Annotated in this window: 19 protein-coding genes and 1 pseudogene; 7 read left to right on the top strand and 13 right to left on the bottom strand. The window is 66.5% G+C overall.

Annotated features, from left to right (window positions below):
* Window positions 1–144: 144 nt before the first annotated feature.
* Together OHA42_RS33110 and OHA42_RS33115 are read right to left on the bottom strand one after the other, a co-directional pair.
* Entirely contained in the window at window positions 145–1,566 is a 1,422-nt protein-coding gene (locus OHA42_RS33110; RefSeq protein WP_406231779.1) for a vWA domain-containing protein, read from the bottom strand.
* A gap of 103 nt (window positions 1,567–1,669) precedes the next feature.
* Window positions 1,670–2,566, bottom strand: a complete 897-nt coding sequence (locus OHA42_RS33115; protein WP_406231781.1) for an AAA family ATPase — start codon at window positions 2,564–2,566, stop codon at window positions 1,670–1,672.
* Between the two features lie 1,111 nt (window positions 2,567–3,677).
* Here OHA42_RS33115 and OHA42_RS33120 point away from each other — a divergent pair.
* Window positions 3,678–3,884: pseudogene (locus tag OHA42_RS33120) on the top strand (hypothetical protein); the annotation flags it as partial.
* A gap of 87 nt (window positions 3,885–3,971) precedes the next feature.
* Here the strand turns inward: OHA42_RS33120 and ilvC are convergent.
* The 3 genes from ilvC to OHA42_RS33135 form a co-directional block, all read right to left on the bottom strand.
* On the bottom strand, window positions 3,972–4,973 hold the full coding sequence (gene ilvC, locus OHA42_RS33125) for a ketol-acid reductoisomerase (RefSeq protein ID WP_328413285.1): 1,002 nt from the start codon (window positions 4,971–4,973) through the stop codon (window positions 3,972–3,974).
* A gap of 180 nt (window positions 4,974–5,153) precedes the next feature.
* Entirely contained in the window at window positions 5,154–5,657 is a 504-nt protein-coding gene (gene ilvN / locus OHA42_RS33130) for an acetolactate synthase small subunit (RefSeq protein ID WP_328404326.1), read from the bottom strand.
* Complete coding sequence (locus OHA42_RS33135; protein ID WP_406231783.1) at window positions 5,654–7,594, bottom strand: acetolactate synthase large subunit; 1,941 nt, start codon at window positions 7,592–7,594, stop codon at window positions 5,654–5,656. The genes ilvN and OHA42_RS33135 overlap by 4 nt, the downstream gene beginning before the upstream one ends.
* A 339-nt stretch (window positions 7,595–7,933) precedes the next feature.
* Here OHA42_RS33135 and OHA42_RS33140 point away from each other — a divergent pair, with 339 nt between their 5' ends.
* The gene (locus tag OHA42_RS33140; RefSeq protein WP_406231785.1) at window positions 7,934–8,581 is read left to right on the top strand and encodes a PH domain-containing protein; all 648 of its coding nucleotides are present in this window, start codon (window positions 7,934–7,936) and stop codon (window positions 8,579–8,581) included.
* A gap of 404 nt (window positions 8,582–8,985) precedes the next feature.
* The gene (ilvD, locus tag OHA42_RS33145) at window positions 8,986–10,827 is read left to right on the top strand and encodes a dihydroxy-acid dehydratase (RefSeq protein ID WP_406231787.1); all 1,842 of its coding nucleotides are present in this window, start codon (window positions 8,986–8,988) and stop codon (window positions 10,825–10,827) included.
* A gap of 111 nt (window positions 10,828–10,938) precedes the next feature.
* Here the strand turns inward: ilvD and OHA42_RS33150 are convergent, their stop codons facing one another.
* The gene (locus OHA42_RS33150) at window positions 10,939–11,214 is read right to left on the bottom strand and encodes a LysR family transcriptional regulator (protein ID WP_406231789.1); all 276 of its coding nucleotides are present in this window, start codon (window positions 11,212–11,214) and stop codon (window positions 10,939–10,941) included.
* Between the two features lie 840 nt (window positions 11,215–12,054).
* Here OHA42_RS33150 and OHA42_RS33155 point away from each other — a divergent pair.
* Complete coding sequence (locus OHA42_RS33155; protein WP_406231791.1) at window positions 12,055–12,786, top strand: helix-turn-helix domain-containing protein; 732 nt, start codon at window positions 12,055–12,057, stop codon at window positions 12,784–12,786.
* 117 nt (window positions 12,787–12,903) lie between these two features.
* Here OHA42_RS33155 and OHA42_RS33160 read toward each other — a convergent pair whose 3' ends face one another.
* Window positions 12,904–13,458 carry a hypothetical protein gene (locus OHA42_RS33160; protein WP_406239931.1) on the bottom strand — a complete coding sequence of 185 codons (555 nt, stop codon included), beginning with the start codon at window positions 13,456–13,458 and terminating at the stop codon, window positions 12,904–12,906.
* Between OHA42_RS33160 and OHA42_RS33165 the strand changes: the two genes are divergently transcribed.
* Window positions 13,432–13,590, top strand: coding sequence for a hypothetical protein (locus OHA42_RS33165; RefSeq protein ID WP_406231793.1), 159 nt, complete (start codon window positions 13,432–13,434; stop codon window positions 13,588–13,590). The genes OHA42_RS33160 and OHA42_RS33165 overlap by 27 nt on opposite strands.
* Window positions 13,544–13,906, top strand: coding sequence for a replication-relaxation family protein (locus OHA42_RS33170; RefSeq protein WP_406231795.1), 363 nt, complete (start codon window positions 13,544–13,546; stop codon window positions 13,904–13,906). Before OHA42_RS33165 ends, OHA42_RS33170 begins: the two co-directional genes overlap by 47 nt.
* Here the strand turns inward: OHA42_RS33170 and OHA42_RS33175 are convergent.
* Window positions 13,865–14,737 carry a DoxX family protein gene (locus tag OHA42_RS33175; protein ID WP_406231797.1) on the bottom strand — a complete coding sequence of 291 codons (873 nt, stop codon included), beginning with the start codon at window positions 14,735–14,737 and terminating at the stop codon, window positions 13,865–13,867. The two genes, OHA42_RS33170 and OHA42_RS33175, sit on opposite strands and share 42 nt — an antisense overlap.
* Window positions 14,738–15,016: 279 nt before the next feature.
* On the opposite strand from OHA42_RS33175, the gene OHA42_RS33180 reads away from it, so the two are divergent.
* Window positions 15,017–16,126 (top strand): PQQ-dependent sugar dehydrogenase, encoded by a 1,110-nt coding sequence (locus tag OHA42_RS33180; protein WP_406231799.1) that lies wholly within the window; start codon window positions 15,017–15,019, stop codon window positions 16,124–16,126.
* A gap of 79 nt (window positions 16,127–16,205) precedes the next feature.
* On the opposite strand, the gene gatB is transcribed toward OHA42_RS33180, so the two are convergent.
* The 5 genes from gatB to OHA42_RS33205 all read right to left on the bottom strand — a co-directional run bounded on the left by gatB (window position 16,206) and on the right by OHA42_RS33205 (window position 23,689).
* Window positions 16,206–17,711: an Asp-tRNA(Asn)/Glu-tRNA(Gln) amidotransferase subunit GatB gene (gatB, locus tag OHA42_RS33185; RefSeq protein WP_406231801.1), complete on the bottom strand. Its 1,506-nt coding sequence runs from the start codon at window positions 17,709–17,711 to the stop codon at window positions 16,206–16,208.
* 133 nt (window positions 17,712–17,844) lie between these two features.
* Window positions 17,845–19,227: an alpha/beta hydrolase family protein gene (locus OHA42_RS33190; RefSeq protein ID WP_406231803.1), complete on the bottom strand. Its 1,383-nt coding sequence runs from the start codon at window positions 19,225–19,227 to the stop codon at window positions 17,845–17,847.
* A 157-nt stretch (window positions 19,228–19,384) separates the two neighbouring features.
* Entirely contained in the window at window positions 19,385–20,419 is a 1,035-nt protein-coding gene (locus tag OHA42_RS33195) for an ATP-dependent 6-phosphofructokinase (protein WP_406231805.1), read from the bottom strand.
* A gap of 317 nt (window positions 20,420–20,736) precedes the next feature.
* The gene (locus tag OHA42_RS33200; protein WP_406231806.1) at window positions 20,737–21,624 is read right to left on the bottom strand and encodes a hypothetical protein; all 888 of its coding nucleotides are present in this window, start codon (window positions 21,622–21,624) and stop codon (window positions 20,737–20,739) included.
* Window positions 21,614–23,689, bottom strand: a complete 2,076-nt coding sequence (locus tag OHA42_RS33205; protein ID WP_406231808.1) for a protein kinase domain-containing protein — start codon at window positions 23,687–23,689, stop codon at window positions 21,614–21,616. Before OHA42_RS33205 ends, OHA42_RS33200 begins: the two co-directional genes overlap by 11 nt.
* Between the last annotated feature and the right edge of the window lie 63 nt (window positions 23,690–23,752).

Raw genomic sequence — 23,752 nt, forward strand, 5'->3', positions numbered from 1 at the left:
AGCGCCACAGCGGCGGCACGTGCCCACGGAGCAAGCAATCCGATGCTTGCCTGCAACGCCGCCGCTCGGCTGGCGTCGGAACGAGCGACGGCAAATCCGACCCATCACAGTTCCTGGATGTTGCACGTCGGGAACCGCTTCAGGTCAGGCCGGCAAGAGGCGGGCGATCACCTCGGCGAGCTGTTTGACGTTGCGGCACTCATGCATCGTGACGTGCTCGGCGTACACCTGGGCGGCGGAGTCGCCAGTAGACCAAGAGCGGCCGGGCTCCGGGTTGAGCCAGTAGGTGTGTTTGGCTCGGGTGGTCATTGCTTGTAGGGCAGTGAGATTCGGGTCGGTGCGGTTGGTGCGGGCGTCGCCGAGGATCAGCAGAGAAGTGCGCGGACCGAGGGCGTCGAGGTAGTTGTCTACGAAACCCTGGAGGGATTCGCCGTAGTTGCTGCTGCCGAAGCGGGTGACGTTGGCGGTGCGGACTATTCGGGCGGCGGTGCCGGGGGTGGGGAGTTCGCCGGGGGTGAAGAAGGGGGTGATTTCGTCGCAGGTGTCTATGAAGCCGAAGCTGCGGACCTTGCTGAATTGGTCTTGGAGGGCTTGGACCAGTTGGAGGGTGAATTCGGCGAAGCCGGTGACCGAGCCGGAGAGGTCGGCCAGGACCACGAGATCGGGGCGGCCGTGTTTGCGGGCGCGCAGGACCGGGTCGATGGGGACGCCGCCGGTGGCCATGGAGCGGCGGAGGGTGCGGCGCATGTCGATGTGGCCACGGACGGATTTGCGGCGGCGGGCCGCCAAGCGGGTGGCGAGCTTGCGGGCCAAAGGGTTGACGAGGCGGCGCATTTCGGCCAGGTCTTGTTCGCGGGCGCCGAGGAAGTCGACTTGGTCGGTGCTGGATTGGATGCCGCGGCGGGCGATGTATTCGGTGCCACGGAGTTGGGCGGAGCGGAGGCGGGCCTCGGTTTGGACTGCGGTGCGGAATTGGGTGAGGCGGCGGTTGGCTTCGATGGTGCGCACGGTGGTGTCGAATTCGCCGGTGGATCCGCCCATGCCTGCGACGATGCGGTCGATCAGGTCTTCTGGGCGTAGGGCTTTCATGGTCAGGTAGGAGGACCAGCCTGCGCCGGAGGCAGTGGTGACCGGGCCCGAGCTCTGGCCTGTTCCGGCTCCCCCGTAGCCGCCGAGTTCGGTCAGTGCTTGTCGAGCGAGTTCGGTGGCGGCCGCGCGATCGTCTTGCGCCAGTGCGGAAACCAGCCGATCGCGCAGCGCGTCTGCGGACTCCGGATCGGCGGGACGTACCGACTCCAGCGGGTCGGTGGCGAGGAAGTACAGGTCGAAGAGCTGATCGAAGACAGCGCGTTGGCCGTTGCGGCGCAACAGGGTTGCCGCCAACCCCGAGCGCAGTCGGTTCCGATCGGATAGGCCGAGAACGAGGATCGCCTCGGCGGCGTCGATGGTTTCGCTGGGACCCGCGTGGATGCCGTGGTCGCGGAGCAGGCCGACGAAATCGACGAGGCGATCGGTCATGGACTCGGCGGGCCGGTCGGGTCGCCCACGCCGCGCGGGTGCAGTCATAGCACGCTTCCTACCGAATCGTCGTTCGGCACCACCGCAGCGAAACACATCGGGGCAGCAGAGCCGACCGGCGCGAACCCCCCTGCCGTAACGCGACGCCTCGTCACTTCACCGCATCCTTCCCATTCGCCCCATCCGCGCCGAGCAGGCCGAGCCGTTCGATCGCGATGCGATGGTCGGATTGGTACTTGAGCAGGACGCCGAGAGTGGAGCCGACGATGGCGCTGGTGATATTGCGGGCGCCGAGAGCGGCGAGAGTTCTTGCCCAGTCGAGGGTTTCGGCGATCGAGGGTGCTTTGCGCAAGGGCAGTTCGCGGAGGGCGCCGACGACGCCGACCAAGGGTTCGGACAATGCCTGGTCCAGCTCGGGGACCTTCATCCGGACGATCGCGCGCTCCAATTCGGCTGTCGGATAGTCGATGTGGAGATATAGGCACCGCCGCTTCAGTGCCTCGGACAGGTCGCGGTTGGCGTTGGAGGTGACGAGGGCGAAGGGCGTGCCGACGGCGGTGATGGTGCCGAGTTCGGGGATGCTCACCTGGTAGTCGCCGAGCACCTCCAGGAGCATCCCTTCGAGTTCGACGTCGGCCTTGTCCAGTTCATCGATGAGCAGGACCGTCGGGTTCGGGTTGCGGATCGCGGCGAGCAGGGGGCGGGCGAGCAGGAATTCTTCGGTGAAGACGTGGTCACGGGTGCTGTCCCAGCTTTCGTTGGCGGTCGCGGTGATGCGCAGCAGTTGTTTGGCGTGGTTCCACTCGTAGAGGGCGCGGGCCTCGTCGATGCCCTCGTAGCATTGCAGGCGCACGAGATCGGCGGTTGTCGCGGTCGCGACGGCCTTGGCCAGTTCGGTCTTGCCGACGCCCGCGGGGCCCTCGATCAACAGCGGTTTGCCGAGATGCCCCGCGAGGAAAACCGCGGTGGCGATGTCGAGGGACGGCAGGTATCCGGCGTCGGTGAGTCGCCGGGTCACCTCGTCCACCGAACCAAAGAACTTACTCATCGGTAACAGTCTAGAAGGTCTGTACGCAGCGGGTTTCGCCGTCCCGCCTACCGGGCCGTATCGCATCGCGGCCGCGCCGGAGCAGACCCTGAGTCCTGATACCCCTGGGTTAGGGGACTCGTCATACCAAAGGATGAAACTTCCCTGTAATGGTGTTAGCCCCATTGTCTTTCGGCCGAAGTCCGGCAGAGTGTAGAACGTCCGGTCGACGCCTTCGGGTCTCAGAGACACTCATGACGGCGACGATCGCGACCTCGATCCCGAGCTGCCCGATGGGCTTTCGCCCCACAAGAGCAGACCCTCACAGAGGGATGGTGGACGCGCGGTTCACCGAAAAGAGAGAAAGGATCCATGGTGTTCTCGACAACAAAGTCGACTACTCCACGCCGGAGATTGGCACGTGTCGCTATCGCCGGCGCGTTTGTCGCAGTTCCATTGACCGCCTTGGCGGTTCCGGCCTCGGCGGAAGTCGCAGCCGATGGTCCTGCGATTACCGAAGTCCGGCACCACCGGCACGACCCGTGGGACAACAACTGGGATTGCGACCGCCGCGGCCCGTGGGACGACTGGAATCACAGCGACGGCCGTTGGGACGACTGCGATCGTGGCGGTTGGGATGACCGCGGTCGTCACGACCGCGGACGTTACGACGACCGTGGGGGGTTCCCCCGTCACCTCTTCCCACGCGGAATGTTCGGCAGCAGCTAGTTGCTGGATCGGGCGGGACTAAGCGGCACGTCACCGGAAAGCCGCTGTCGGGGGTTCCGCCCGCATGGACTTCGATTTCAGCCTGCTGGATGCGCGACGCCGATCATCGTGTGCCACAACGGCGGTGAGCGCGATGCCCCAGCAGAATCACAAAGAATTCATGGTGTTCTCGACGACCATTCCCCGCCGAATGCTGGCCAGGGTGTCCTTTGCAGCGACGATCGCCGCTGCTCCCTTGACCGCGTTGGCAATTCCGGCCTCGGCCGCCCCAGTGACGCCCCCCGCAGCCGCAACGGAAATCGGGCAACTCATGCCCGAGGACTGTGTCAACCCCGAAACCTCCGAGCGGCGGGACGAGTGCGAGCGCGCGTGGCGCGAACAGGCCGACCGCAATTGGGATGGCAGCCTCTCCAATCCGGAAAACCCGCACAGCCCCCTCAACCCGCACAACCTCAATAACCCCAATAACCCGCAGAGTCCGCTCAACCCGAGCAATCCGGCCAACCCGCTGAGCCCCGACTACCCGGGCAACCCGAATAACCCTATGAATCCGAACAACCCGGCCAGCCCGATGAACCCAACAACCGGCCGGCGCCATAAATCTCAATAGTCCGGTGCTGTCTCGGCAGACCTGACCGAACAGACGACGGCCCGGCACCATTCAGGTGCCGGGCCGTTCGCGCTATTCGACCGAGACTCAGGCGGTCTCGGTGATCGGCCGGTCGACCCAGCTCATCAGGCCGCGCAGCTTGGCGCCGGTGACCTCGATCGGGTGCTCGGCGTTCGCCTTACGCAGACCCTCGAGCTCCTTGTTGCCGCCCTCGACGTTCGCGACGAGACGCTTGACGAAGCTGCCGTCCTGGATGTCCTTCAGGATGTCCTGCATGCGCTTCTTGGTGTCGGCGTCGATGACCCGCGGGCCCGACAGGTAGCCACCGAACTCGGCGGTGTCGGAGACCGAGTAGTTCATGCGGGCGATACCGCCCTCGTACATCAGGTCGACGATGAGCTTCAGCTCGTGCAGGACCTCGAAGTACGCCATCTCCGGCGCGTAGCCCGCCTCGACCATGACCTCGAAACCGGTCTTGACCAGTTCCTCGGTGCCGCCGCAGAGCACGGCCTGCTCACCGAAGAGGTCGGTCTCGGTCTCTTCCTTGAAGGTGGTCTTGATGACGCCGGCGCGGGTGCCGCCGATGCCCTTGGCGTAGGACAGCGCCAGGGCCTGGCCCTCGCCCTTGGGGTCCTGGTCGACCGCGATCAGGGCCGGAACGCCCTTGCCGTCGACGAACTGACGACGGACCAGGTGGCCGGGGCCCTTCGGGGCGACCATCGCGACGGTGATGTCGGCCGGAGCCTTGATCAGACCGAAGTGGATGTTGAGGCCGTGGCCGAAGAACAGCGCGTCGCCGTCCTTCAGGTTGGGCTCGATGTCGTTGGTGAAGATCGACGCCTGCGCGGTGTCGGGGGCGAGCACCATGATCACGTCGGCCCACGCCGCGACCTCGGCGGGGGTGCCGACGGTCAGACCGGCCTCTTCGGCCTTCGGACGCGACTTCGAACCCTCGGCCAGGCCGACGCGAACGTCGACGCCGGAGTCGCGCAGGCTCAGCGAGTGCGCGTGGCCCTGGCTGCCGTAGCCGATGACAGCGACCTTGCGGCCCTGGATGATCGACAGGTCGGCGTCGTCGTCGTAGAACATCTCGACTGCCACTGGTTGGTTCCCTTCTGAAGGATCAGCCCCGCCTCGGCGGGGAGCGCACCGTGCGGACGCAGGTGCTGAATGTGCAAATGGGATCTTCCCCGCGTACACGGGGCTTGCGGTACGCCGACCGTTGATCGCAGCAAGATTAGCTGGTCGCTGCGATCAACGGCTCGCACCCTAGCGGGTAGCCGTAATCGACTTCGGACCACGACCGACTGCGACAACTCCGGACTGCACGATCTCGCGAATTCCGAACGGTTCGAGCATGCGCAGCAGCGCGTCGAGCTTGGACCGGGTTCCGGTCGCCTCGACGGTGAGCGCGTCCGGGGACACATCGATGACCTTCGCCCGGAAGAGGGTGACGGCCTCGATCACCTGGGTCCGCACACTGGCGTCAGCGCGCACCTTGACCAGGATCAGTTCACGGGCCACCGAGGCGTCGGAGTCCTGCTCGACGATCTTGATGACGTTGATCAGCTTGTTGAGCTGCTTGGTGACCTGCTCGAGCGGCAGGTCGTCGACGGTGACGACGATGGTCATGCGGGAGATCTCGGGCAGCTCGGTGCCGCCGACCGCGAGCGACTCGATATTGAAGCCACGGCGAGAGAACAGCGCCGCAACTCGCGCGAGCACACCGGGCTTGTCCTCCACCAGCACGCTGAGGGTATGAGTCGTGCTCATCCTTCGTTCACCTTGTCCTCTTCGTGCTGGTGCGACATGGCTTCGTGGATCACGGCGGGCTCGGCGGCCGACTCGTCCTCGTCGAACAGCGGGCGGATGCCGCGCGCGGCCATGATCTCGTCGTTGCTGGTGCCCGCGGCGACCATCGGCCACACCTGGGCGTCCTTGCCGACGATGAAGTCGATCACCACGGGACGATCGTTGATGGACTGCGCCTCACGGATGGCGGCCTCGACGTCTTCTTCCCGCTCGACCCGGATGCCGTGGCAGCCGAGTGCTTCGGCGAGCTTGACGAAGTCGGGGATACGCAGGGTGTGCGTGCCGAGATCGGTGTTGGAGTAACGCTGTTCGTAGAACAGCGTCTGCCACTGCCGGACCATGCCGAGGTTGCCGTTGTTGATCAGCGCGACCTTGATCGGGACGCCCTCCACCGCGCAGGTGGCCAACTCCTGGTTGGTCATCTGGAAGCAGCCGTCACCGTCGATCGCCCACACCTCTTTGTCCGGTGCGCCCATCTTGGCGCCCATGGCGGCCGGAACGGCGTAGCCCATGGTGCCGAGACCGCCGGAGTTCAGCCAGGTGCGCGGCTTCTCGTACTTGATGAACTGGGCGGCCCACATCTGGTGCTGCCCGACGCCCGCGCAATAGATCGCGTCGGGTCCGGCCAGCCGGCCGAGCGCATCGATGACGAATTCGGGTGAGAGCGAACCGTCGCTCGGCGTGTTCCAACCGAGCGGGTAGCTCTTGCGGATGCCGTCGAGGTACTTCCACCATTCGCCGAGTGCGAGCAGCGGCGCCGAGGTGGTGGCGGGATCGGACTTCAGCGTCTCGATCAGCTCGGCGATCACCTCGCGGCAGTCACCGACGATCGGGACGTCGGCGTGCCGGTTCTTGCCGATCTCGGCCGGGTCGATGTCGGCGTGGATCACCTTGGCATCGGGTGCGAAGGAATCCAACTGGCCGGTCACGCGGTCGTCGAAACGCGCGCCGAGGGTGATCAGCAGATCAGACTTCTGCAGCGCGCCGACCGCGCCGACAGTGCCGTGCATGCCGGGCATGCCCATGTTCAATGTGTGACTGTCCGGGAACGCGCCGCGCGCCATCAGGGTGGTGACCACCGGGATGCCGGTCAGTTCGGCCAGTTCGAGCAGCTCGGCCGAGGCATCGGCCTTGATCACGCCACCGCCGACATAGAGCACGGGCTGCTTGGCTTCCATGATCAGCCTGGCCGCCTCGCGCACCTGCTTGCCGTGCGGCTTGGTGACCGGACGGTAGCCGGGCAGCCGCATCTCCGGCGGCCAGCTGAAGGTGGTGTTCGCCTGCAGCACGTCCTTCGGGATGTCGACGAGCACCGCGCCGGGACGACCGCTCGCGGCCAGATAGAACGCCTCGGCCATGATGCGCGGGATGTCGACGCCCTCGGTGATGAGGAAGTTGTGCTTGGTGATCGGCATGGTGATGCCGGAGATGTCGGCTTCCTGGAACGCGTCCGTGCCGATCAGGCTGCGGCCGACCTGGCCGGTGATGGCGACGATCGGAACCGAGTCCATCTGGGCGTCGGCGATCGGGGTGACCAGGTTGGTCGCGCCGGGGCCCGAAGTGGCCATGCACACGCCGACCTTGCCGGTGGCCTGGGCATATCCGGTCGCGGCGTGGCCCGCACCCTGCTCGTGGCGCACCAGCACGTGGCGCACCTTGACGGAGTCGAAAAGCGGGTCGTACACCGGAAGAATCGCGCCGCCGGGAATGCCGAATACAGTGTCGACGCCGAGTTCCTCGAGCGAACGGACGACCGACTGCGCGCCGGTGACCCGCTCGGGCGGGACCTGGCGGCGGTTCGCCGCGTTCGTCGGGATGCCAGCGGGCGATGCCGGCTGATTCGCCGAGGGCGCCGGCCTGCGGGCCGAGGGCCCTGGCCGGGCGGTTGGTGCGCTCACCGTCTTGGTTTCCTCACTGCTTGTCGTTCGTACCCCGGACAACACTTGCTGTGCACGCGGTGCATGCGTCGCGCCGTGGTCCGGAACTCGGTATCGATAGTCCGAACACAAAAAAGCCCCCGACAGCATGGCTGTTCGAGGGTGGCGCGTCGCGCGCGAGCTGACGTATTCGACTCAGATAGTCAGGCTCAACGCTGGACGCGCCGGCCGATTACGAGCAACTCGGTTCGATTCACGCGCATGACGGTATGTGTGCGCGAGCCGATCAGTCAAACAAGTCCCATTATGTGAGACAGAGTGGGTGCTCGAGTCTGTCCACCATGATGCGAGGATGGTGGTGTGTCATCACCGCATCAGTCCGTGCCACCGGCTAAATCATCCCACATCTCCGACGACGGATCGGATACGGGTAGCTCGACGGACCCGGCGCAGCCGCCGCGGGCCGCAAAGATCATCCGGGTGCCGCAGCTGGCCTACCTGGGTGTACTGGTGCTGTTGTTCTGCGTGTTCTTCCCGTTCGTCGGCTGGCCGATCGCGCTGTGGTGGCTGCTGCTGATCCCCGTCGCGGTGGCGGTGTGGATCTATCGCACCAGGACCACCGTCTCCGAAGACGGGCTGGATCTGCGCACCGTATTCGGTGCACGGCACCTCGACTGGTCACAGGTTGCGGGGGTGACGATCCCCAAGCGCGGGTTCGTGCGCGCCCACCTCACCGACGACAACGATGTGAAACTTCCCGCAGTCAGCTACGACCGGCTGCGCGATCTGATCGACGCGTCGGGTGGCCGGATCCCGGACCTGTTCGCCGCGGAGGCCGCGGCCTGGGAGGCCAAGGTCGAGGCCGAGCAGAAAGAGGCCGAGAAGGGAAAGGCAGAAGCGGAGCGCGCGGAGGCGAAGGACCTCGCGGCCGAGCCTGCCGACACGGACACGGACACGGACACGGACACGGACGGCACCACGACCAAGGCAGGCGACACCGAAGCGTAGGACCACCAGCGGCGCGGTGCGTTATCCCCCAAACCGGGCATGCGCATCCTCGTCGATCTATCGGCTTGACTTCCGTCGGTAGGCTGACAGCCGGATGCGCGATCTGGTGACCACGTGGGACGGATGACCCCCGCCCCAATTCACCAGACCTGTGGACACCGACGGTGCCGGAACCGACACAACCGATGACACCGTCAGCGCCGACGCCAACCCTGCGCGGCGACACCATCCCGAACCACAGACCGACAGCGAGAACGCAGTTCGACGGCGGCCCGCCGCCGATGACCGGCACGCGGCCCACACGCGCGCGGGAGTAACGTGGACGACCGTCGAATTCGCTCGGCGCCGCCGAGCGAATCTGCGCAGTCGCAACTCAGCCCCCGCGACCTCCCGAGGATTCATACATGCCACCGCTTCGTTCACGGACAACCACCATCGGCCGCAATGCCGCAGGCGCTCGCGCACTGTGGCGCGCCACCGGTATGACCGACTCCGACTTCGGCAAGCCGATCGTCGCCATCGCGAACTCCTACACCCAGTTCGTGCCGGGGCACGTACATCTGAAGAACGTCGGCGAGATCGTGGCCGACGCGGTGCGCGCCGCGGGCGGTGTGCCGCGTGAGTTCCACACCATCGCGGTCGACGACGGCATCGCCATGGGTCACGGCGGCATGCTCTACTCGCTGCCTTCGCGCGAAATCATTGCCGACTCGGTCGAGTACATGGCGAACGCGCACACCGCCGACGCGCTGGTGTGCATCTCCAACTGTGACAAGATCACTCCCGGCATGCTCAATGCCGCAATGCGCCTGAATATTCCGGCCGTGTTCGTCTCCGGCGGTCCGATGGAGGCAGGCAAGGCGGTCGTCGTCGGCGGTGTCGCGCAGGCACCCACCGATCTGATCACCGCGATCGCGGCCAGCGCCAATATGAACGTCAGTGAGGAAGGGTTGAGCGAGGTCGAGCGCAGTGCGTGTCCGACCTGTGGCTCCTGTTCCGGCATGTTCACCGCGAACTCGATGAACTGCCTCACCGAGGCGCTCGGACTCGCGTTGCCCGGCAACGGTTCCACGCTGGCCACCCATCAGGCTCGGCACGCGCTGTTCGAGCGCGCGGGCAAGGTGATCGTGGATATCGCGAATCGCTGGTACCGCGAGGACGATGCGTCGGTGCTGCCGCGGAATGTGGCCAACGCCAAGGCCTTCCGCAACGCGATGGCACTTGACGTCGCGATGGGCGGCTCCACCAACACGGTGCTGCACACGCTGGCCGCCGCACAAGAGGGTGAGATCGACTTCGATCTGCACACGATCGAGGAGACCAGCCGCCGGGTGCCGACCCTGTCCAAGGTCTCCCCCAACTCCGATTACCACATGGAAGACGTGCACCGGGCCGGCGGCATCCCCGCCATCCTCGGCGAGCTGCGGCGCGCGGGCCTGCTGGAGACCGACGTCAGCACGGTGCACACCAAGAGCTTCGACGAGTGGCTCGACACCTGGGATATCCGCTCCGGCAAGGCTTCCGAGGAGGCGATCGAGCTGTTCCACGCCGCGCCCGGCGGCGTGCGCACGACCGAGCCGTTCTCCACGAACAACCGCTGGTCCTCGCTGGACACCGACGCCGAGGGCGGCTGCATCCGCGACCTCGAGCACGCCTACACCCAGGAAGGCGGCCTGGTCGTGCTGCGCGGCAATATCGCCGTCGACGGCGCTGTCCTCAAGACCGCGGGCATCGACGAGGAGCTGTTCTCGTTCCAGGGTCCCGCGGTGGTCGTGGAATCTCAGGAAGCGGCCGTCTCGGCGATCCTCGGTAAGAAGATCAAGCCGGGCGACGTGATCGTGGTGCGCTACGAGGGCCCGAAGGGCGGGCCCGGTATGCAGGAGATGTTGCACCCCACCGCCTTCCTGAAGGGTGCTGGCCTCGGCAAGGAGTGCGCGCTGATCACCGACGGCCGCTTCTCCGGCGGCACCTCGGGCCTGTCGATCGGCCACATGTCCCCCGAGGCCGCGGGCGGCGGCACGATCGGCCTGATCGAGGACGGCGACCAGATCCGCATCGACGTCACCACCCGCACCCTCGAGGTGCTCGTCGACGATGCCGTCCTGGCCGAGCGTCGCGCGAAAATGGAAGCGTCCGAACGCCCCTGGCAGCCCGTCGACCGCGTCCGCCCCGTCACCACGGCCCTGCGCGCCTACGCCGCCCTCGCCACCTCCGCCGACAAGGGCGCCGTCCGCTACGTCCCGTAGCAGCTCGCCCGAACGGCGCCCCCTGCCGAACGACAGGGGGCGCCGTTTCCGTTGGGCGGAACCCTTCGTCCCCGCCCTGCTGCACGGGACTATGCCACGACAGCCACCCGGTCAGATCACAGCTGAATCTTTACCGACCCACAGCACATCGACATCTTCATGGGGTATTCTCTCGGAGATTTCGCATAATTTGTCGAGTGCGGCGAGGACCACTCGCGCTTGTGCGACGATGCCAAAGCCTGCCGGAGTGAGCTGAACCCGGCGGCTGGTCCGGTGGAACACTTTGTGCCCGAGCACACGTTCCACCTGCTGTATCCGCCGCCCGAAGTGCCCCGCGGATACGTAATGCCGGTCGGCCGCACGACCGAAATGCAGTTCGTCGGCCAACGTGACGACATATCGCAGCGAGTCAATATCCACCACAGGCTCCCATCAGCGAACCAAACCGCGCGGGCCACCCGGCAGAAAGTACACCAGCCAGCGATTGGTTCTCAGGTGTATCGCCGACAGCGAACGCCGCTAGCTCGGCAGCCAGTTCGTCGGGACCGATGATGCGCAACACGGAACCTCTCGTCGGTGTTGTGAAGACGCGGCCCACCAAGCATGCATCGGATGCCACCCGCCGAATTGAACAAACATGCTGCCGAAGTGTTCCCCGACTCGCGGTCATCCGACGCCGCACCCGCGCGCGAACAATGACCCGCTGTCATCGAATCCGAGCTTCGGAGAACGGCTGAACTACCCACTTCGGGCGCTGCGCCGCTATCCAGGCATAATCCGCATTTCTCTAGCCTGTGAGCGGGCAGGCAGGTTTGGGTGACACACCTGGTCGGATAGACGGGGGTGATCCCACAATCACGCGAGAACCGCGCGATCATGACCGAACTGGTACGTGATCACCTTGGGTGTACACGACGCCGCAGAGCAGCAGGCTGCCGTGATCTCGATGGTCTTCTCGGTGCTGACGGATGACCGCACGCGCGACTTCGTCCTGCAATGGTGGAACCCTGCTCGGCGCCGACGGCCAGTACGGACGCGAGCCCGCCTTCCCGCCAGAGGGAAACTCAGGACGATCGCAACAGGCGCAATCTCGGCGGCGTGCAATCTCGCGACGCCAGCTTCTGTTGTCGTACAACGAGTTTCGACCAGAATTCAGACTTTCGCATCGCAGCACATTCGATCCCGCAAACAGATAGCGAAAGCACCTGTGTCAGTATTGTGTTGACGATGTGGTCCGGTGAAGTGACGATGCGCCCCAGCGCGATTACCCTCTACGGCAGCATCGGCACGGCCGGACTGCATGCCTACCACTGGGGGCAGGTGCTGATGGCCAGGAAAGGCGAAATGATCCTCGCCAACGCGGCGGGAAAGATGGCGACCTGCCGCACTGCCGTCATTCTGCCCGGCGTCCACCACGCAATAGTTCGCGGCACAACCGACGGCAGTATAATCGTGTTTCCCGCAGAATCCGCCGGGGGCTGCGAATTGGCGCGGTCGCCTTCGCCCCCGGACTCGCCCGAAGCGTGGGCCAGGGCGGGGGCTGCGATCGCCGATCGACTCGACAACATCGAGCAGTGGGCCCAACACCTGTCACTTCCCCCACCGCCGCCGACAGAGCCGCCACGGCACCCCGCCGTCGAAATGACCTTGCGGCTGCTGCCTGACCGAATTCAGGAGGGATCGGTCCGGCTGCGCGATATCAGCCAGGACGTCGGACTCTCCGAAAGCAGGCTCGCCCATCTATTTTCGGCTCAGGTCGGCTTGGCGTTCCGTCCGTACGTCAGGTCTCTGCGCGTGACTCGCGCGATCGAACTGGCGGCACAGGGACACTCACTCACCGAGGCCGCGTATGAAGCGGGGTTCGCGGACAGCGCCCATCTGACCCGCTCCTGTCACGTGACGATCGGCATTGCGCCGACCGTCCTCACTACCCGGTTCCAGATCACGCTCGAGCCGTAGCAGGTTGTTCAAGGCAGTATCGAAAACCGCCGTGGTCATGGGGAATCCGCCCGCCCGACTGGAGGTCCATGTGTCCGGCGCAACCCTTCGCGCTTCCACCCCAACCACCCAACGGGGCTATCGGTAACTGCCGGACCAGAACGTTGGCATGGCCTTCGCCGGAGTCAGTGTGCTGCTGCCCGTCCAGTACTCGGGCAGTGCCATCCTCTGCAGAATTCCGTTGGTCCGCATTTCCTTATCGGTGAATCCGGCGCTGAACAGGGCCGCCTCGGCATCGCCGAGGCTGGCGCCGCGGTCGATCACCCGATCCATCGCGACGGCGGCGCCCATGGGAGTGTGGCCATACGTGGCCGCAGGGGATCTGGCGGAGTCGATGATCTGCTCGCGCGTCCGGTAGTAATTGCGGATCCAGCCGAAGCGGCCCGCCTCCACAGCCTGCACCATATTGGCGACCTCCGCTTCCTGGCGCAACCTCGAGCGGGAACTCAACGGCGAGCGCCTGCGGCCCATGAGATATTCGGTCACCGGTGAGGCGTTGACCGTGTTGAGCGCGGCGAGCCCGGTGACGAGCCGCTGCGTGCCGGACATGCTTGCCCCGGCCCCGGCTCCGTCCCGTGGCGCTACACCCTCGGCCCGCTCGGCGCGATGATCGCCGCCGCCGAGCACGACCACCGAACCATTCCCACCCCCGCCAAAACACAGGAAAGAATGCTCCGCATATCCCGATCACAAAATCTCGACCACCTCCTCGTAATCAATGAATTTTTTTTGCCGCCTCGCGCACCACGCCAGAAACACCGGTGATTGCGTATTGCGGGAATGGTTGAATGAACGGAAAACCGCAGAATTCTGCGCCCGCATCGTCGCGCCCGACGCATACGGCGAGTGGACGGAAAACGGTGTCATCGTGAAATTCTTTCTCGAATTCGACAACGGCACCGAAAAAATAGACGACGTGACGCGGAAGCTCGACGGCTACCGGGAACTATCCCGCGCGGGCATGGCCATTCCGATTCTGTTCGTATTCGCCCACCCGCGAAGCACCGACCGGTACGACCTGAATATTCGGGGAGGCGAACTACCAGGGGCCGATGCCGATCAAGGGGTTGCCACCGTGTAGCCAGATCCAGGTGCCGACGGCGGCGGCGATGGCGAGGATCAGGACGGCGAAGGAGCCGTAGGCGGGGCGGGTGGCCCAGCCGCGGTTGCGGTCGAAGGACAGGCGTCCCGGTCCGGTCAGGATGATCACTGAGGCGGTGCCCGCCAGGATGGATTCCAGTTCGACACCGGTGGCGACCTTGTATTGGAAGCCGGGAAGCATGCCCTGCTTCCAAGCCCACGCGTCCAGGATGACCGCGAGCACGGCGCCCGCGGCGAGCGGGGTGGCCAGGCCGAGGACAAGCAGTCCGCCGCCGCCGAGTTCGCCGGCCGTCACGAGGATGGTGGCCATCGTCGGGTGGTCCCAGCCGCCGTTGGCCATCATGTCGCGGGTGCCGTCCAGGCCGGGCCCGTGGAACCAGCCGGTGAGCTTCATCAGCCCGTGGTAGACGAAGGTGCCACCGACGACCAGGCGCAGCACGAACAATCCCAGATCGAGGGTGCCGCGGCGATTGTCAGCGTTGCGACGGCGCAGCGGTCGACTCGGCTCGCTCGGCGGGTTCGCGGCGGGCGGGATGCTGGCGTACGTGTAGGCGGGTGCAGTGTCTGCCTGGTTCGCGTGCTCGCCGACGGCGGGGACCTCGGGGTCGAGACCGAGCTCGTCGTCCGTGCGCGGCACGTCCTTGGTCAGCTCAGGGCCCTTCCTCAGCGAAGGGAGCTGTTCGGTCGGTGAATCGAACGGGCTGCTCACACCGCTGCCGGTGGTCGAAACCGCCTCCTGCTCCGCCGTCGACGGCGGCGTGCCGCCTGCGGATCCGGTGGCCGCGGGTGTGTCATTCGACTTGTCGGTCATGACGCCCCCACGCCGACACTCGGCTCGGGCGCGCTCGACGCGCACCGTGACATGGTTTCCTCGCTCACGACCGCACCTCACCCATGTTCGGTTCCGGCGCGCGCGAGGCGCACTGTGTTGATCGTTCGCTCACAGACTCGCTCACGGCTTAACACCCTATGCCGCTGCGGGCGACGACGGGCGGTCTGCAAGCAACGGCGTGTCAGCTTCCGGGGTTTCGGGCGACAACACCCGACCCGGGAGGGGCGCGACGGCCGGTGTTTCCGTAACGTCTGAACCATGAGTTTGGTTGTCGCGGGCCGCGTCGCCCTGAGCTTGGCGCTCGGCTCCGTCCTGCTGGCAGGCTGCGCCCGGTTCGATGATTCAGCTTCCAGTCCGTTCACCCCCGAGCCGACCGTCAATCCCGCCGACCCCAAACCGCCCAAGCAGCCGCCGACCCCGGGCGCTCGCCCGACCGGGCCGTGCATCGATCCCGACCCGGCGGTCGTGGCGACCTGCATGGACACCACCGGCGGTCTGATCGCCCTCGGTGACAGCGCACTGGTGGCCGAGCGGCGCACGGGACGCATCCTGAAGGTGGTGTCGGTGGACCCGAGCAGCCCACAGGAAACTCCGACAGAGGTCGCGCGCGTCGACGTGGACGGCTCCGGCGACGGCGGGCTCTCCGACATCGCACTCTCCCCGACCTTTCGCGAGGACGGGCTGATTTACGCCTACGTCACCACCGCCACCGACAACCGGGTTGTCCGCATTGCGGAGGGCGGCCCACCGAAGGCGATCCTGACCGGAATCCCCAAGGGCGCCACCGGTAACCACGGTTCGATCGAGTTCGTCACACCGACGCAGATGCTGGTGCTGACCGGCGATGCGGGCAATCCGGGCGCTGCCGTGTCACCGTCCTCGCTGGGCGGCAAACTGCTGCGGGTCAGCTCCCCGGCGCCCGGGTCGACGGCGGAGGTCGTGGTGTCGGGCATCGGCACCGCGGGCGATGTCTGTGGCGACGGCAAGGACAGCGTCTGGATCACCGACCGCACCGCGACCGAGGACCGCCTGCAACTGCTCGCCAAGGACGGCACCGTCACCACCGCGTGGACCTGGCCCGACCGTCCCGGCGTCGCAGGATGCGCGGCGGCCAGCGACGGCGTTGCTATCGCACTGACCGGAGCGAAAGCGGTGGCGATCGCCATCGCCGACCCGAATACGCACGCCGTGACCTCCTCGCCCAGCCTCATCGCACAGGACAAGTACGGACAGCTCGGCGGCGCGGCGGCCGGCGGCGACGGCACCATCTGGGTGGCGACGGTCAACAAGACCGATGGTCAGCCCGGACCGTTCGACGACCGCGTAGTGCGGATCCCGCCGCCGCAGGGCGGTGGCGGGTCGGACTGACCGCACCATGCAGAATCGGGCCGCAACACCTGGTGTTGCGGCCCGATTCTATTGCGGCAGGAGGTAATTCAGCCCGAACTCAGCCGCAGGCGGCGAGCACGAGTTCGCGCACCCGGGCGGCGTCGGCCTGCCCGCGGGTGGCCTTCATGACATCACCGACGATCTTGCCCGCGGCCTGGACCTTGCCGGAGCGGATCCGATCGGCGATGTCCGGGTTCGCGGCGAGCGCCTTCTCGACCTCGGCCTGTAACGCGCTGTCGTCGCTGACCATGCCCAGCCCCTTGGCGGCCACGATCTCGGCCGGGTTACCCTCGCCCGCCAGCACGAAGTCGACGACCTGCTTGGCGACCTTGTTGTTCACCGTCTTCGCCTCGACCAGCTTGATCACCTCGGCGACCTGGGCGGGCGTGATGGGCAGGTCCTCCAGCGAAACCTCGCGCTCCTTGGCCTTTTCGGTGAGGTAGGCAACCCACCAGGAGCGGGCCTCATTGGCCGGGGCGCCCGCGTCGACGGTGGCGATGATCAGGTCGAGCGCGCCCGCGTTGACGAGGTCACGCATCACCTCGTCGGACAGCTCCCAGTCGGCCTGGATCCTGGCGCGGCGCAACCACGGGTACTCGGGAATGGTATTGCGCAGCTGCTCCACCCAGTCCGTTTCGGGCGCAACGGGTTCCAGGTCGGGCTCGGGGAAGTAGCGGTAGTCCTCCGCGGTTTCCTTGACCCGGCCCGGCGAGGTGCTGCCGTCCGCCTCGTGGAAGTGGCGGGTCTCCTGCACGATGCTCAGACCCTCGGCCAAGCGCGCGGCCTGACGCCGCATTTCGAAGCGGACCGCGACCTCGACGCTCTTGAGCGAGTTCACGTTCTTGGTCTCGGTGCGGGTGCCGAATTCCTGTGCGCCGACGGGCATCAGCGACACGTTGGCATCGCAGCGCAGCGAGCCCTGCTCCATCTTGACGTCAGAGACGCCGAGCGACTTCAGCACCTCACGCAGGGCGGTCACGTAGGCGCGTGCCACCTCCGGCGCACGCTCCCCCGAGCCGGTGATCGGCTTGGTGACGATCTCGATCAGCGGCACACCGGCCCGGTTGTAGTCCAGCAGTGAGTGACTCGCGCCGTGGATGCGGCCGGTCGCACCACCGACGTGCAGCGACTTGCCCGTGTCCTCTTCCATGTGCGCACGCTCGATCTCGACGCGGAAGACGCTGCCGTCGTCGAGCACCACATCCAGGTGGCCGTCGGTGGCGATCGGCTCGTCGTACTGGCTGATCTGGTAGTTCTTGGGCTGATCGGGGTAGAAGTAGTTCTTGCGGGCGAACCGGCCCCACGGGGTGATCGAACAGTTCAGCGCCAGCCCGATCCGGATCGCCGACTCGACCGCCTTCTCGTTCACCACCGGCAGCGAGCCGGGCAGTCCAAGGCACACCGGGCACACCTGAGTGTTCGGTTCCGCGCCGAACTCGGTGGGGCAACCGCAGAACATTTTGGTCGCGGTATTCAGCTCGACGTGAACCTCCATGCCCAGCACCGGCTCGAACCGGGCGATGACATCGGCATAGTCCATCAGGTCGTCGGAGGGTGCGCTCATGGCGATAAGTCTATTCACCCGCCCGCCGTCGGATTCCGAGGGTTCCTGCGGCCGATCCGGCGGCGGCTACCAGCCACTATCGGCAGCCACGTCGATCACCGTCGGTGTCGGAGTGGCTGCCGGGGGGCCGCGATTACTTCGGCGGTATCCGCTGGGTCAGCCAGGTGGTGACGTAGGTCAGCACCTCTGGCGAGATGGTGGTCTCGATATTGTTGTATTCGCTGGGCAGGCCGGTCTCGGTGGGCTGCATAAGGTGGTTGAGGCCGGGGAAGGTGAGCACCGTCGCGTCCGGGTCGGCGGCGAGGTTGTCACGCATCGGCTGTTCGTTCTGGGCGGCGGGAACCTGAAGGTCCTTGCCACCGTAGAAGGCGAGGACCGGCACACGCAGCGCTTTCAGTGCGGGTGCCGGATCGTAGGCGACCAAGGCCGCGAAGTACGGGGTGATCTGAGCGTCGAGGTCGGCTGCCTTGGCACGCTTGTCCTCCGGGAGGGCCGCGTTCTGTTCGCGGGCCAGTTTATTGGCACCCTCGATATCGCCGGTCCGCAGCAGGGTGGTCAACGCGGCGGTGTCGCGGACCTGCCTGTCCAGTTCTCCGGGCGGGGTGCCCTGTGCCGCGCCGATCAGTTCGGTCTGCTCGTTCACCACATCGGCGCCGACCACGGATGGACCTGCCATCGCGATGACGAACGCGACGCCGCTGTCGGGGCGCGCGGCCACCAGTGGCGCGAGGTAGCCGCCCTCGCTGTGGCCGAACAGTCCGACACGAGCCCGGTCGATGTCCGGACGGCTGCGCAGGAAACTCACACCTGCCGCGGCATCGCCCGACAGGTCGGTGTAGTTCGCTGCGTCGAGGTTGCCGCCGGTGCCGCCGACACCGCGGTCGTCGGTGCGCAGCACCGCGTATCCCGCACGAGTCAGGGTGTCCGCGATGAGCAGGAACGGCTTGTGGCCCATCATTGTCTCGTCGCGATCCTGAGGGCCGCTGCCGGTGATCAGCAGCACCGCAGGGAAGGGCCCGTTGCCCTGCGGCTGAGTGAGCGTGCCCGCGATGGTGATGTCGCCGCTGCGGTAGGTGATGTCCTCGGAGCGGTACGGGAAAGGCGGTTTCGGCTCCTGTGGCCGCGGAAGCGGAGCGACCTTGCCGCGCTCCATCGCCAACGCGAAACTCTGCCCGCCCTGGATGAAGTCACCGGTGATCTTGCCCGCGCCTGCGTCGTACCTGCCGTGGAACTTCGGGTCACCCGGGACGTCGGCGATGGCGAATTCCACCGCGTCACGGTCGGTCTTGACGTCCTTCAGCGGTGTCTCGTGCACACCCTGCACGGGGATATCGATGGTGGCGGTGCCGTCGTCGGCGAAGCTCACCCCGATCTCGAGCGGCTTCCCCGGGGTCTGGATCGTCCCCTTCCAGTCACCGGTCAGCGGGTTGGGCGGGTTGTCGGATCCCGACGAACACCCGGCCACCACGGCGGCAACGACAAACAGAACGAACGCGATCACTCGTCCATTGCGCATAGCCACCACAGTACCGACGCCGCGGAAATGATCGGATGAATCACCGGAAGGCCGAGCGTCATCGGTCGTCCGCGTCGCCGCAGCTAGTGCCCGGTTTCACCGGGCGCCAAGCGATCCCATCTTCAGTTCGCAATCACACTGAGCGTCCATTGGCAACTCAGCCGAAGAATGCCTCCGCTTCGCGGTAGCGGTCTTCCGGGACCCGCTTCAACTGCTTGGTGGCCTCCGACAGCGGGACCAGATCGATCGAGGTGCCACGCAGGGAGACCATTTGGCCGAAGTGTCCCGCGTGCACGGCTTCGGCGGCGTGCAGGCCGAAGCGGGTGGCGAGGACGCGGTCGTAGGGGGTCGGGCTGCCGCCGCGCTGGACGTGGCCGAGGACAGTGGTACGGACTTCCTTGCCGATGCGGCGTTCGATTTCGACGCCGAGCTGCTGAGCGACGCCGGTGAAGCGCTCATGGCCGAACTCGTCGATGCCGCCCTCGCGCAGCGCGAATCCGGAATCCGGCGCCGGGTGCGCGCCCTCGGCGACAACGCAGATGAAGTGCTTGTCGCCGCGCTGGAAGCGGCGCTTGATCATGGTGCACACCTCGTCCACGTCGAACGGCACCTCGGGCACCAGGGTCAGGTGCGCGCCTGCGGCCATACCCGCGTGGATGGCGATCCAGCCCGCGTGGCGTCCCATCACCTCGACGAGCATCACGCGCTGATGCGATTCCGCGGTGGTGTGCAGCCGGTCGATTGCCTCGGTGGCGATGGAGAGCGCGGTGTCGTGGCCGAACGTGACGTCGGTGCAGTCGATGTCGTTATCGATGGTCTTGGGCACCCCGACCACGGGGACCCCTTCGTCGGAAAGCCAGCTCGCGGCGGTGAGCGTGCCTTCGCCGCCGATCGGGATGAGCGCCTCGATGCCGTTGTCGTCGAGGGTCTGCATGATCTGTCCGAGCCCGGCGCGCAGCATATCCGGATTGGTGCGTGCGGTGCCGAGCATGGTGCCGCCCTTGGTGAGCAGCCGGTCGGTGCGATCGTCGTTGAGGATCGGGATCTTCCGGTCCTCCAATAGACCACGCCAGCCGTCCTGGAAGCCGATGATCGCGTCTCCGTAGCGGCCGTTCGCTGTGCGAACGACGGCGCGGATGACCGCGTTCAGTCCTGGGCAGTCTCCGCCTCCGGTCAAGACTCCGATGCGCATGGCCGATATCTTGCCCCGCACCGCGGGGCCGTAGGGCCCCGCCCCCGTGAACCCTGGGTTACGGAAACGGTCAGTAGACATAGACAATCGCATTCTCGCCGCCGGTGCAGGTGCCGAACTCGTCGCCGGCTGTCCATTCCATGGTGTAGTCCCGTTCCTTGGCCCGCCCTTAGGCGACTATCGAGCGCGTGCTTCCCGCGTCGCTGACGCCGCCCACATAAGCTTTGCGCACTTCCTCGGCGAAGGGGCAACTGGTGACCTTGTTGCCGACCGCCGACGAACTGAATCGACCGAACGCCTGTTGTTACCCGGTCAAGTCAGGAGCAGGCGCCGCCGGAAAGTTCATCGAGGTGCTGTGACATCAGCGTCGCCAACTTGTCCAGCACCGTCATTCCGTCCGAGAACGCGCCAGAATCGGGTTGTGCCGCAATAGCGACGGCGATCTGACCAGCCGGCGTCGGCACCAGCCCGAACTGCCGCACCAAGTATGCGCCGGAGAGGTCGGGACCCCAGCCGCCCTTGAATTCGGCGCCGGTGAACGCGCCCAGTCCCCAGCGCTGGTTGGGCGTGATCTGCTCCATCAGCGTGATGACGTTCCCCGTCTGCGGCAGGCACGGCAGCCGCGACACGAAGCGAACCTGGTCGGCCAGCGTCCACTCCGCCTGACCGAATGCCGAGTGCTCGGATCTGGTCCTCGTCGCCGGCACCGTGGTTCTGGTGTCACCGCCCTCACGCAGCACGGCCTCCACCGCCTTCGCCGCTTCCTGACCGCTGCCGAGCGATTGCCACAGGGTGTCGGCGGCGGCATTGTCCGAGGCGGTGATCGCCGCGGTGGCGGCATAGGTCGAGTTCGCGGAATTGCGGCGCAACGCGGCAACCGTCAGTGGGACCTTCATGGTCGACCAGGCGGGTCCGGTGGTCCAGTCACCGAAGGTGACCATTTTGTCGCCGCCGACCGGCATGATCGCCATGCCGACATGGCCGCGCAGGCCTGCCTGCAGTTCGACGAATCCGGCGGCGAGCGTGCCGGGAATGGTCATCGACAGGTGCTGCTGGTCGGTGTGCGCCGCGGCCTGGGTGATGCTCGACGGCGGCGCGGCGGAGTTCGCACCGGAACCGGTCCCACAGGCGGTCAGCGGCAGCAACGCGGCCAGCGCCGCGGCGCCGAAAACCGTTCGGAAGTGCCTGGATCGATCAGTAGACATACACCACCGCGTTCTCACCGCCGCTGCACGTGACCACTTGGCCCTCTGCGACGCAATTCATCGTGTAAGTCCGGCCGGTGACCGGGCTTGTCGCCACCACCGAGCGTGGTGCGCGTGAGGCGTTGGCGGTGGCGGACTCGGCGTAAGCCCTGCGGACCTCTTCGGCGAACTCGCAACTGGTTACCTGGCTGCCCGCGGCCACTCGGGTGAACGCCCCACGCCCGGTTCCACCTGCCGAGCAGGGGCGCGCACTCTCGGGCAGCGCGACCGGAGTGGACGACGTGGGCGCGGAGGTCGTCGTGGGCGCTGTCGAGGTGCTCGGTGTGGTGCTGTTGCGGGTCGTCGGCGCCACCGACGACCCGGCCTCGGCGCCGGTGGCGGAGGTCCCTGAGTCGCTGGAGCCGAGCAGCTGCCAGCCCACCACACCGCCGACCGAAAGCACGACAACGGCGAGCACACCGATCAGGATCGGCGTAACGATCGATCGCCGCTGCGGCGGCGGGAAGTACGGGTCCGCCGCCGCATCCGGCCCGTAGTAATCGTCGTCGTCGTCATAGTCGCCGGGCGACACATAGTCTTCGTGGGCGCGAGAATCGGCCGCCGCCGAATAGTCGGGCGCGCGCAAGTCACGACCTGCGGCGTGCTGCGGTTGGTACGCCTGCTGGAAAGGCGAATTCGACGGGCTATTGGAGAACTGTTGGGGATCCGAAAAAGGCTGTGCCTCGGGATAGAACGGCGGCTCAGGACGCTGCGGCGCCTCGTACCGCTGCGTTTCCTGGGCCTGCTGTGGATCCGAATACTGTTGTGCACCAGGATGTTGGTCCGCGAACGGAGGCGGTCCGGAATTCGGCTGCGGTACTGCATAGTGCTGCGGATCCGCGTATTGCTGCGCGCCGGGATGCTGCGCATCCGAATACGGCTGCGGCTGCGAGTACTGCTCGCTTTCCTGATAAAGATGTGCATCCGGAAAAGGCCGAACGGGCGGCTGTTGTGTGGGCTGATAGGACGCGGGCGGTCCGAACGGCGACCCCGCAGGCTGTTGCGGCGGCAGCGGCGTGAACTGGAGGTCGGTCTGAGTCACCACTGTCGGGCCGGTGGGGTGGATCACCAGCTCGCCCGTCGTCTCCGGCGGAATGAAGGCCGAATGCCGTTGCACCAGGGTGGGATCGGACTGACCGAAGGTCGCGGGGTCCGGCGCACGCACCACGAACGTGGGACTGCTCGCCGTCGCCGGGCTGCCAAGGGCGGCTCGGGCGGCCCGCGCCAGATCCGCCGCCGTGGGATACCGGTCGGCGGGGTCCTTGGCCATGCCGCGGGCGATCACTGCGTCCATCGAGGCCGGGATCCCTGGCCGCTGCACGCTCGGTCGCGGTGGCGCCTGGGACAGGTGCGAGCGGATCAGCACACTCATACTCGCCACCGGGAAGGGTGTTGATCCGGTGAGGCACTCGTGCAGCACACAGGCCAGCGAATAGATGTCGGCGCGGCCGGTCACCTGGCCGACGTCGAACCGCTCCGGCGCCATGTACGTATAGGAGCCGATGGCCATCCCGACCTGGGTCATCGCGCTGTCGCCCTCGGTGTGGGCGATGCCGAAGTCGACAAGATAGGCGAAATCCGCGTCGGTCACCAGGATGTTGGCAGGCTTGACGTCGCGGTGTACCAGGCCGTCGGCGTGTGCGGCGTCCAAGCCCGCGGCGATCTGCTCGATGATCCCGATCGTGCGTTCGGCGCTCAACGCCCCCTGGTGACGCAGCAACGAACGCAGATCTATGCCGGGCACCAGGCGCATGTCGATGAACAGCACGCCATCGATCACGCCCCAATCGTGGATGGGGATGATGTGCGGCTCGGCCAGTCGTGCGGCGGCCTGCGATTCGCGCCGGAAGCGCACCTGGTAGGCCGGGTCCTGGGCTAGCTCCTCCGAGAGCAGCTTCACCGCAACCACGCGGTCCTTCACCGCGTCGTAGGCCTCGTAGACCTCGCCCATGCCGCCTTTGCCGAGTAGCGAGCGCAGCTCATACGGCCCGAATCGACTTCCGACCCTCCGACCTGGTCCGTCCACCCCGTCATTCCTCCACATCCTGGGCCGAGATCACGCACCGCCAATCACGTCGGTTCGCGACCG

The organism is Nocardia sp. NBC_01009 (assembly GCF_045208035.1).
GTDB lineage: Bacteria > Actinomycetota > Actinomycetes > Mycobacteriales > Mycobacteriaceae > Nocardia.

Bases quoted from the DNA above. Each gene is read 5' to 3' on its own strand.
- OHA42_RS33165 (WP_406231793.1), top strand. From the start codon at position 13,432: ATGATCGCCGCCGCCGAGCACGACCACCGAACCATTCCCACCCCCGCC.
- gatB (WP_406231801.1), bottom strand. From the start codon at position 17,711: ATGAGCGCACCCTCCGACGACCTGATGGACTATGCCGATGTCATCGCC.
- OHA42_RS33175 (WP_406231797.1), bottom strand. From the start codon at position 14,737: ATGACCGACAAGTCGAATGACACACCCGCGGCCACCGGATCCGCAGGC.
- OHA42_RS33180 (WP_406231799.1), top strand. From the start codon at position 15,017: ATGAGTTTGGTTGTCGCGGGCCGCGTCGCCCTGAGCTTGGCGCTCGGC.
- OHA42_RS33190 (WP_406231803.1), bottom strand. From the start codon at position 19,227: ATGCGCAATGGACGAGTGATCGCGTTCGTTCTGTTTGTCGTTGCCGCC.
- ilvC (WP_328413285.1), bottom strand. From the start codon at position 4,973: ATGTTCTACGACGACGACGCCGACCTGTCGATCATCCAGGGCCGCAAG.
- OHA42_RS33115 (WP_406231781.1), bottom strand. From the start codon at position 2,566: ATGAGTAAGTTCTTTGGTTCGGTGGACGAGGTGACCCGGCGACTCACC.
- OHA42_RS33195 (WP_406231805.1), bottom strand. From the start codon at position 20,419: ATGCGCATCGGAGTCTTGACCGGAGGCGGAGACTGCCCAGGACTGAAC.
- OHA42_RS33200 (WP_406231806.1), bottom strand. From the start codon at position 21,624: ATGTCTACTGATCGATCCAGGCACTTCCGAACGGTTTTCGGCGCCGCG.
- ilvN (WP_328404326.1), bottom strand. From the start codon at position 5,657: ATGAGCACGACTCATACCCTCAGCGTGCTGGTGGAGGACAAGCCCGGT.
- OHA42_RS33170 (WP_406231795.1), top strand. From the start codon at position 13,544: ATGAATTTTTTTTGCCGCCTCGCGCACCACGCCAGAAACACCGGTGAT.
- OHA42_RS33110 (WP_406231779.1), bottom strand. From the start codon at position 1,566: ATGACTGCACCCGCGCGGCGTGGGCGACCCGACCGGCCCGCCGAGTCC.
- ilvD (WP_406231787.1), top strand. From the start codon at position 8,986: ATGCCACCGCTTCGTTCACGGACAACCACCATCGGCCGCAATGCCGCA.
- OHA42_RS33155 (WP_406231791.1), top strand. From the start codon at position 12,055: ATGTGGTCCGGTGAAGTGACGATGCGCCCCAGCGCGATTACCCTCTAC.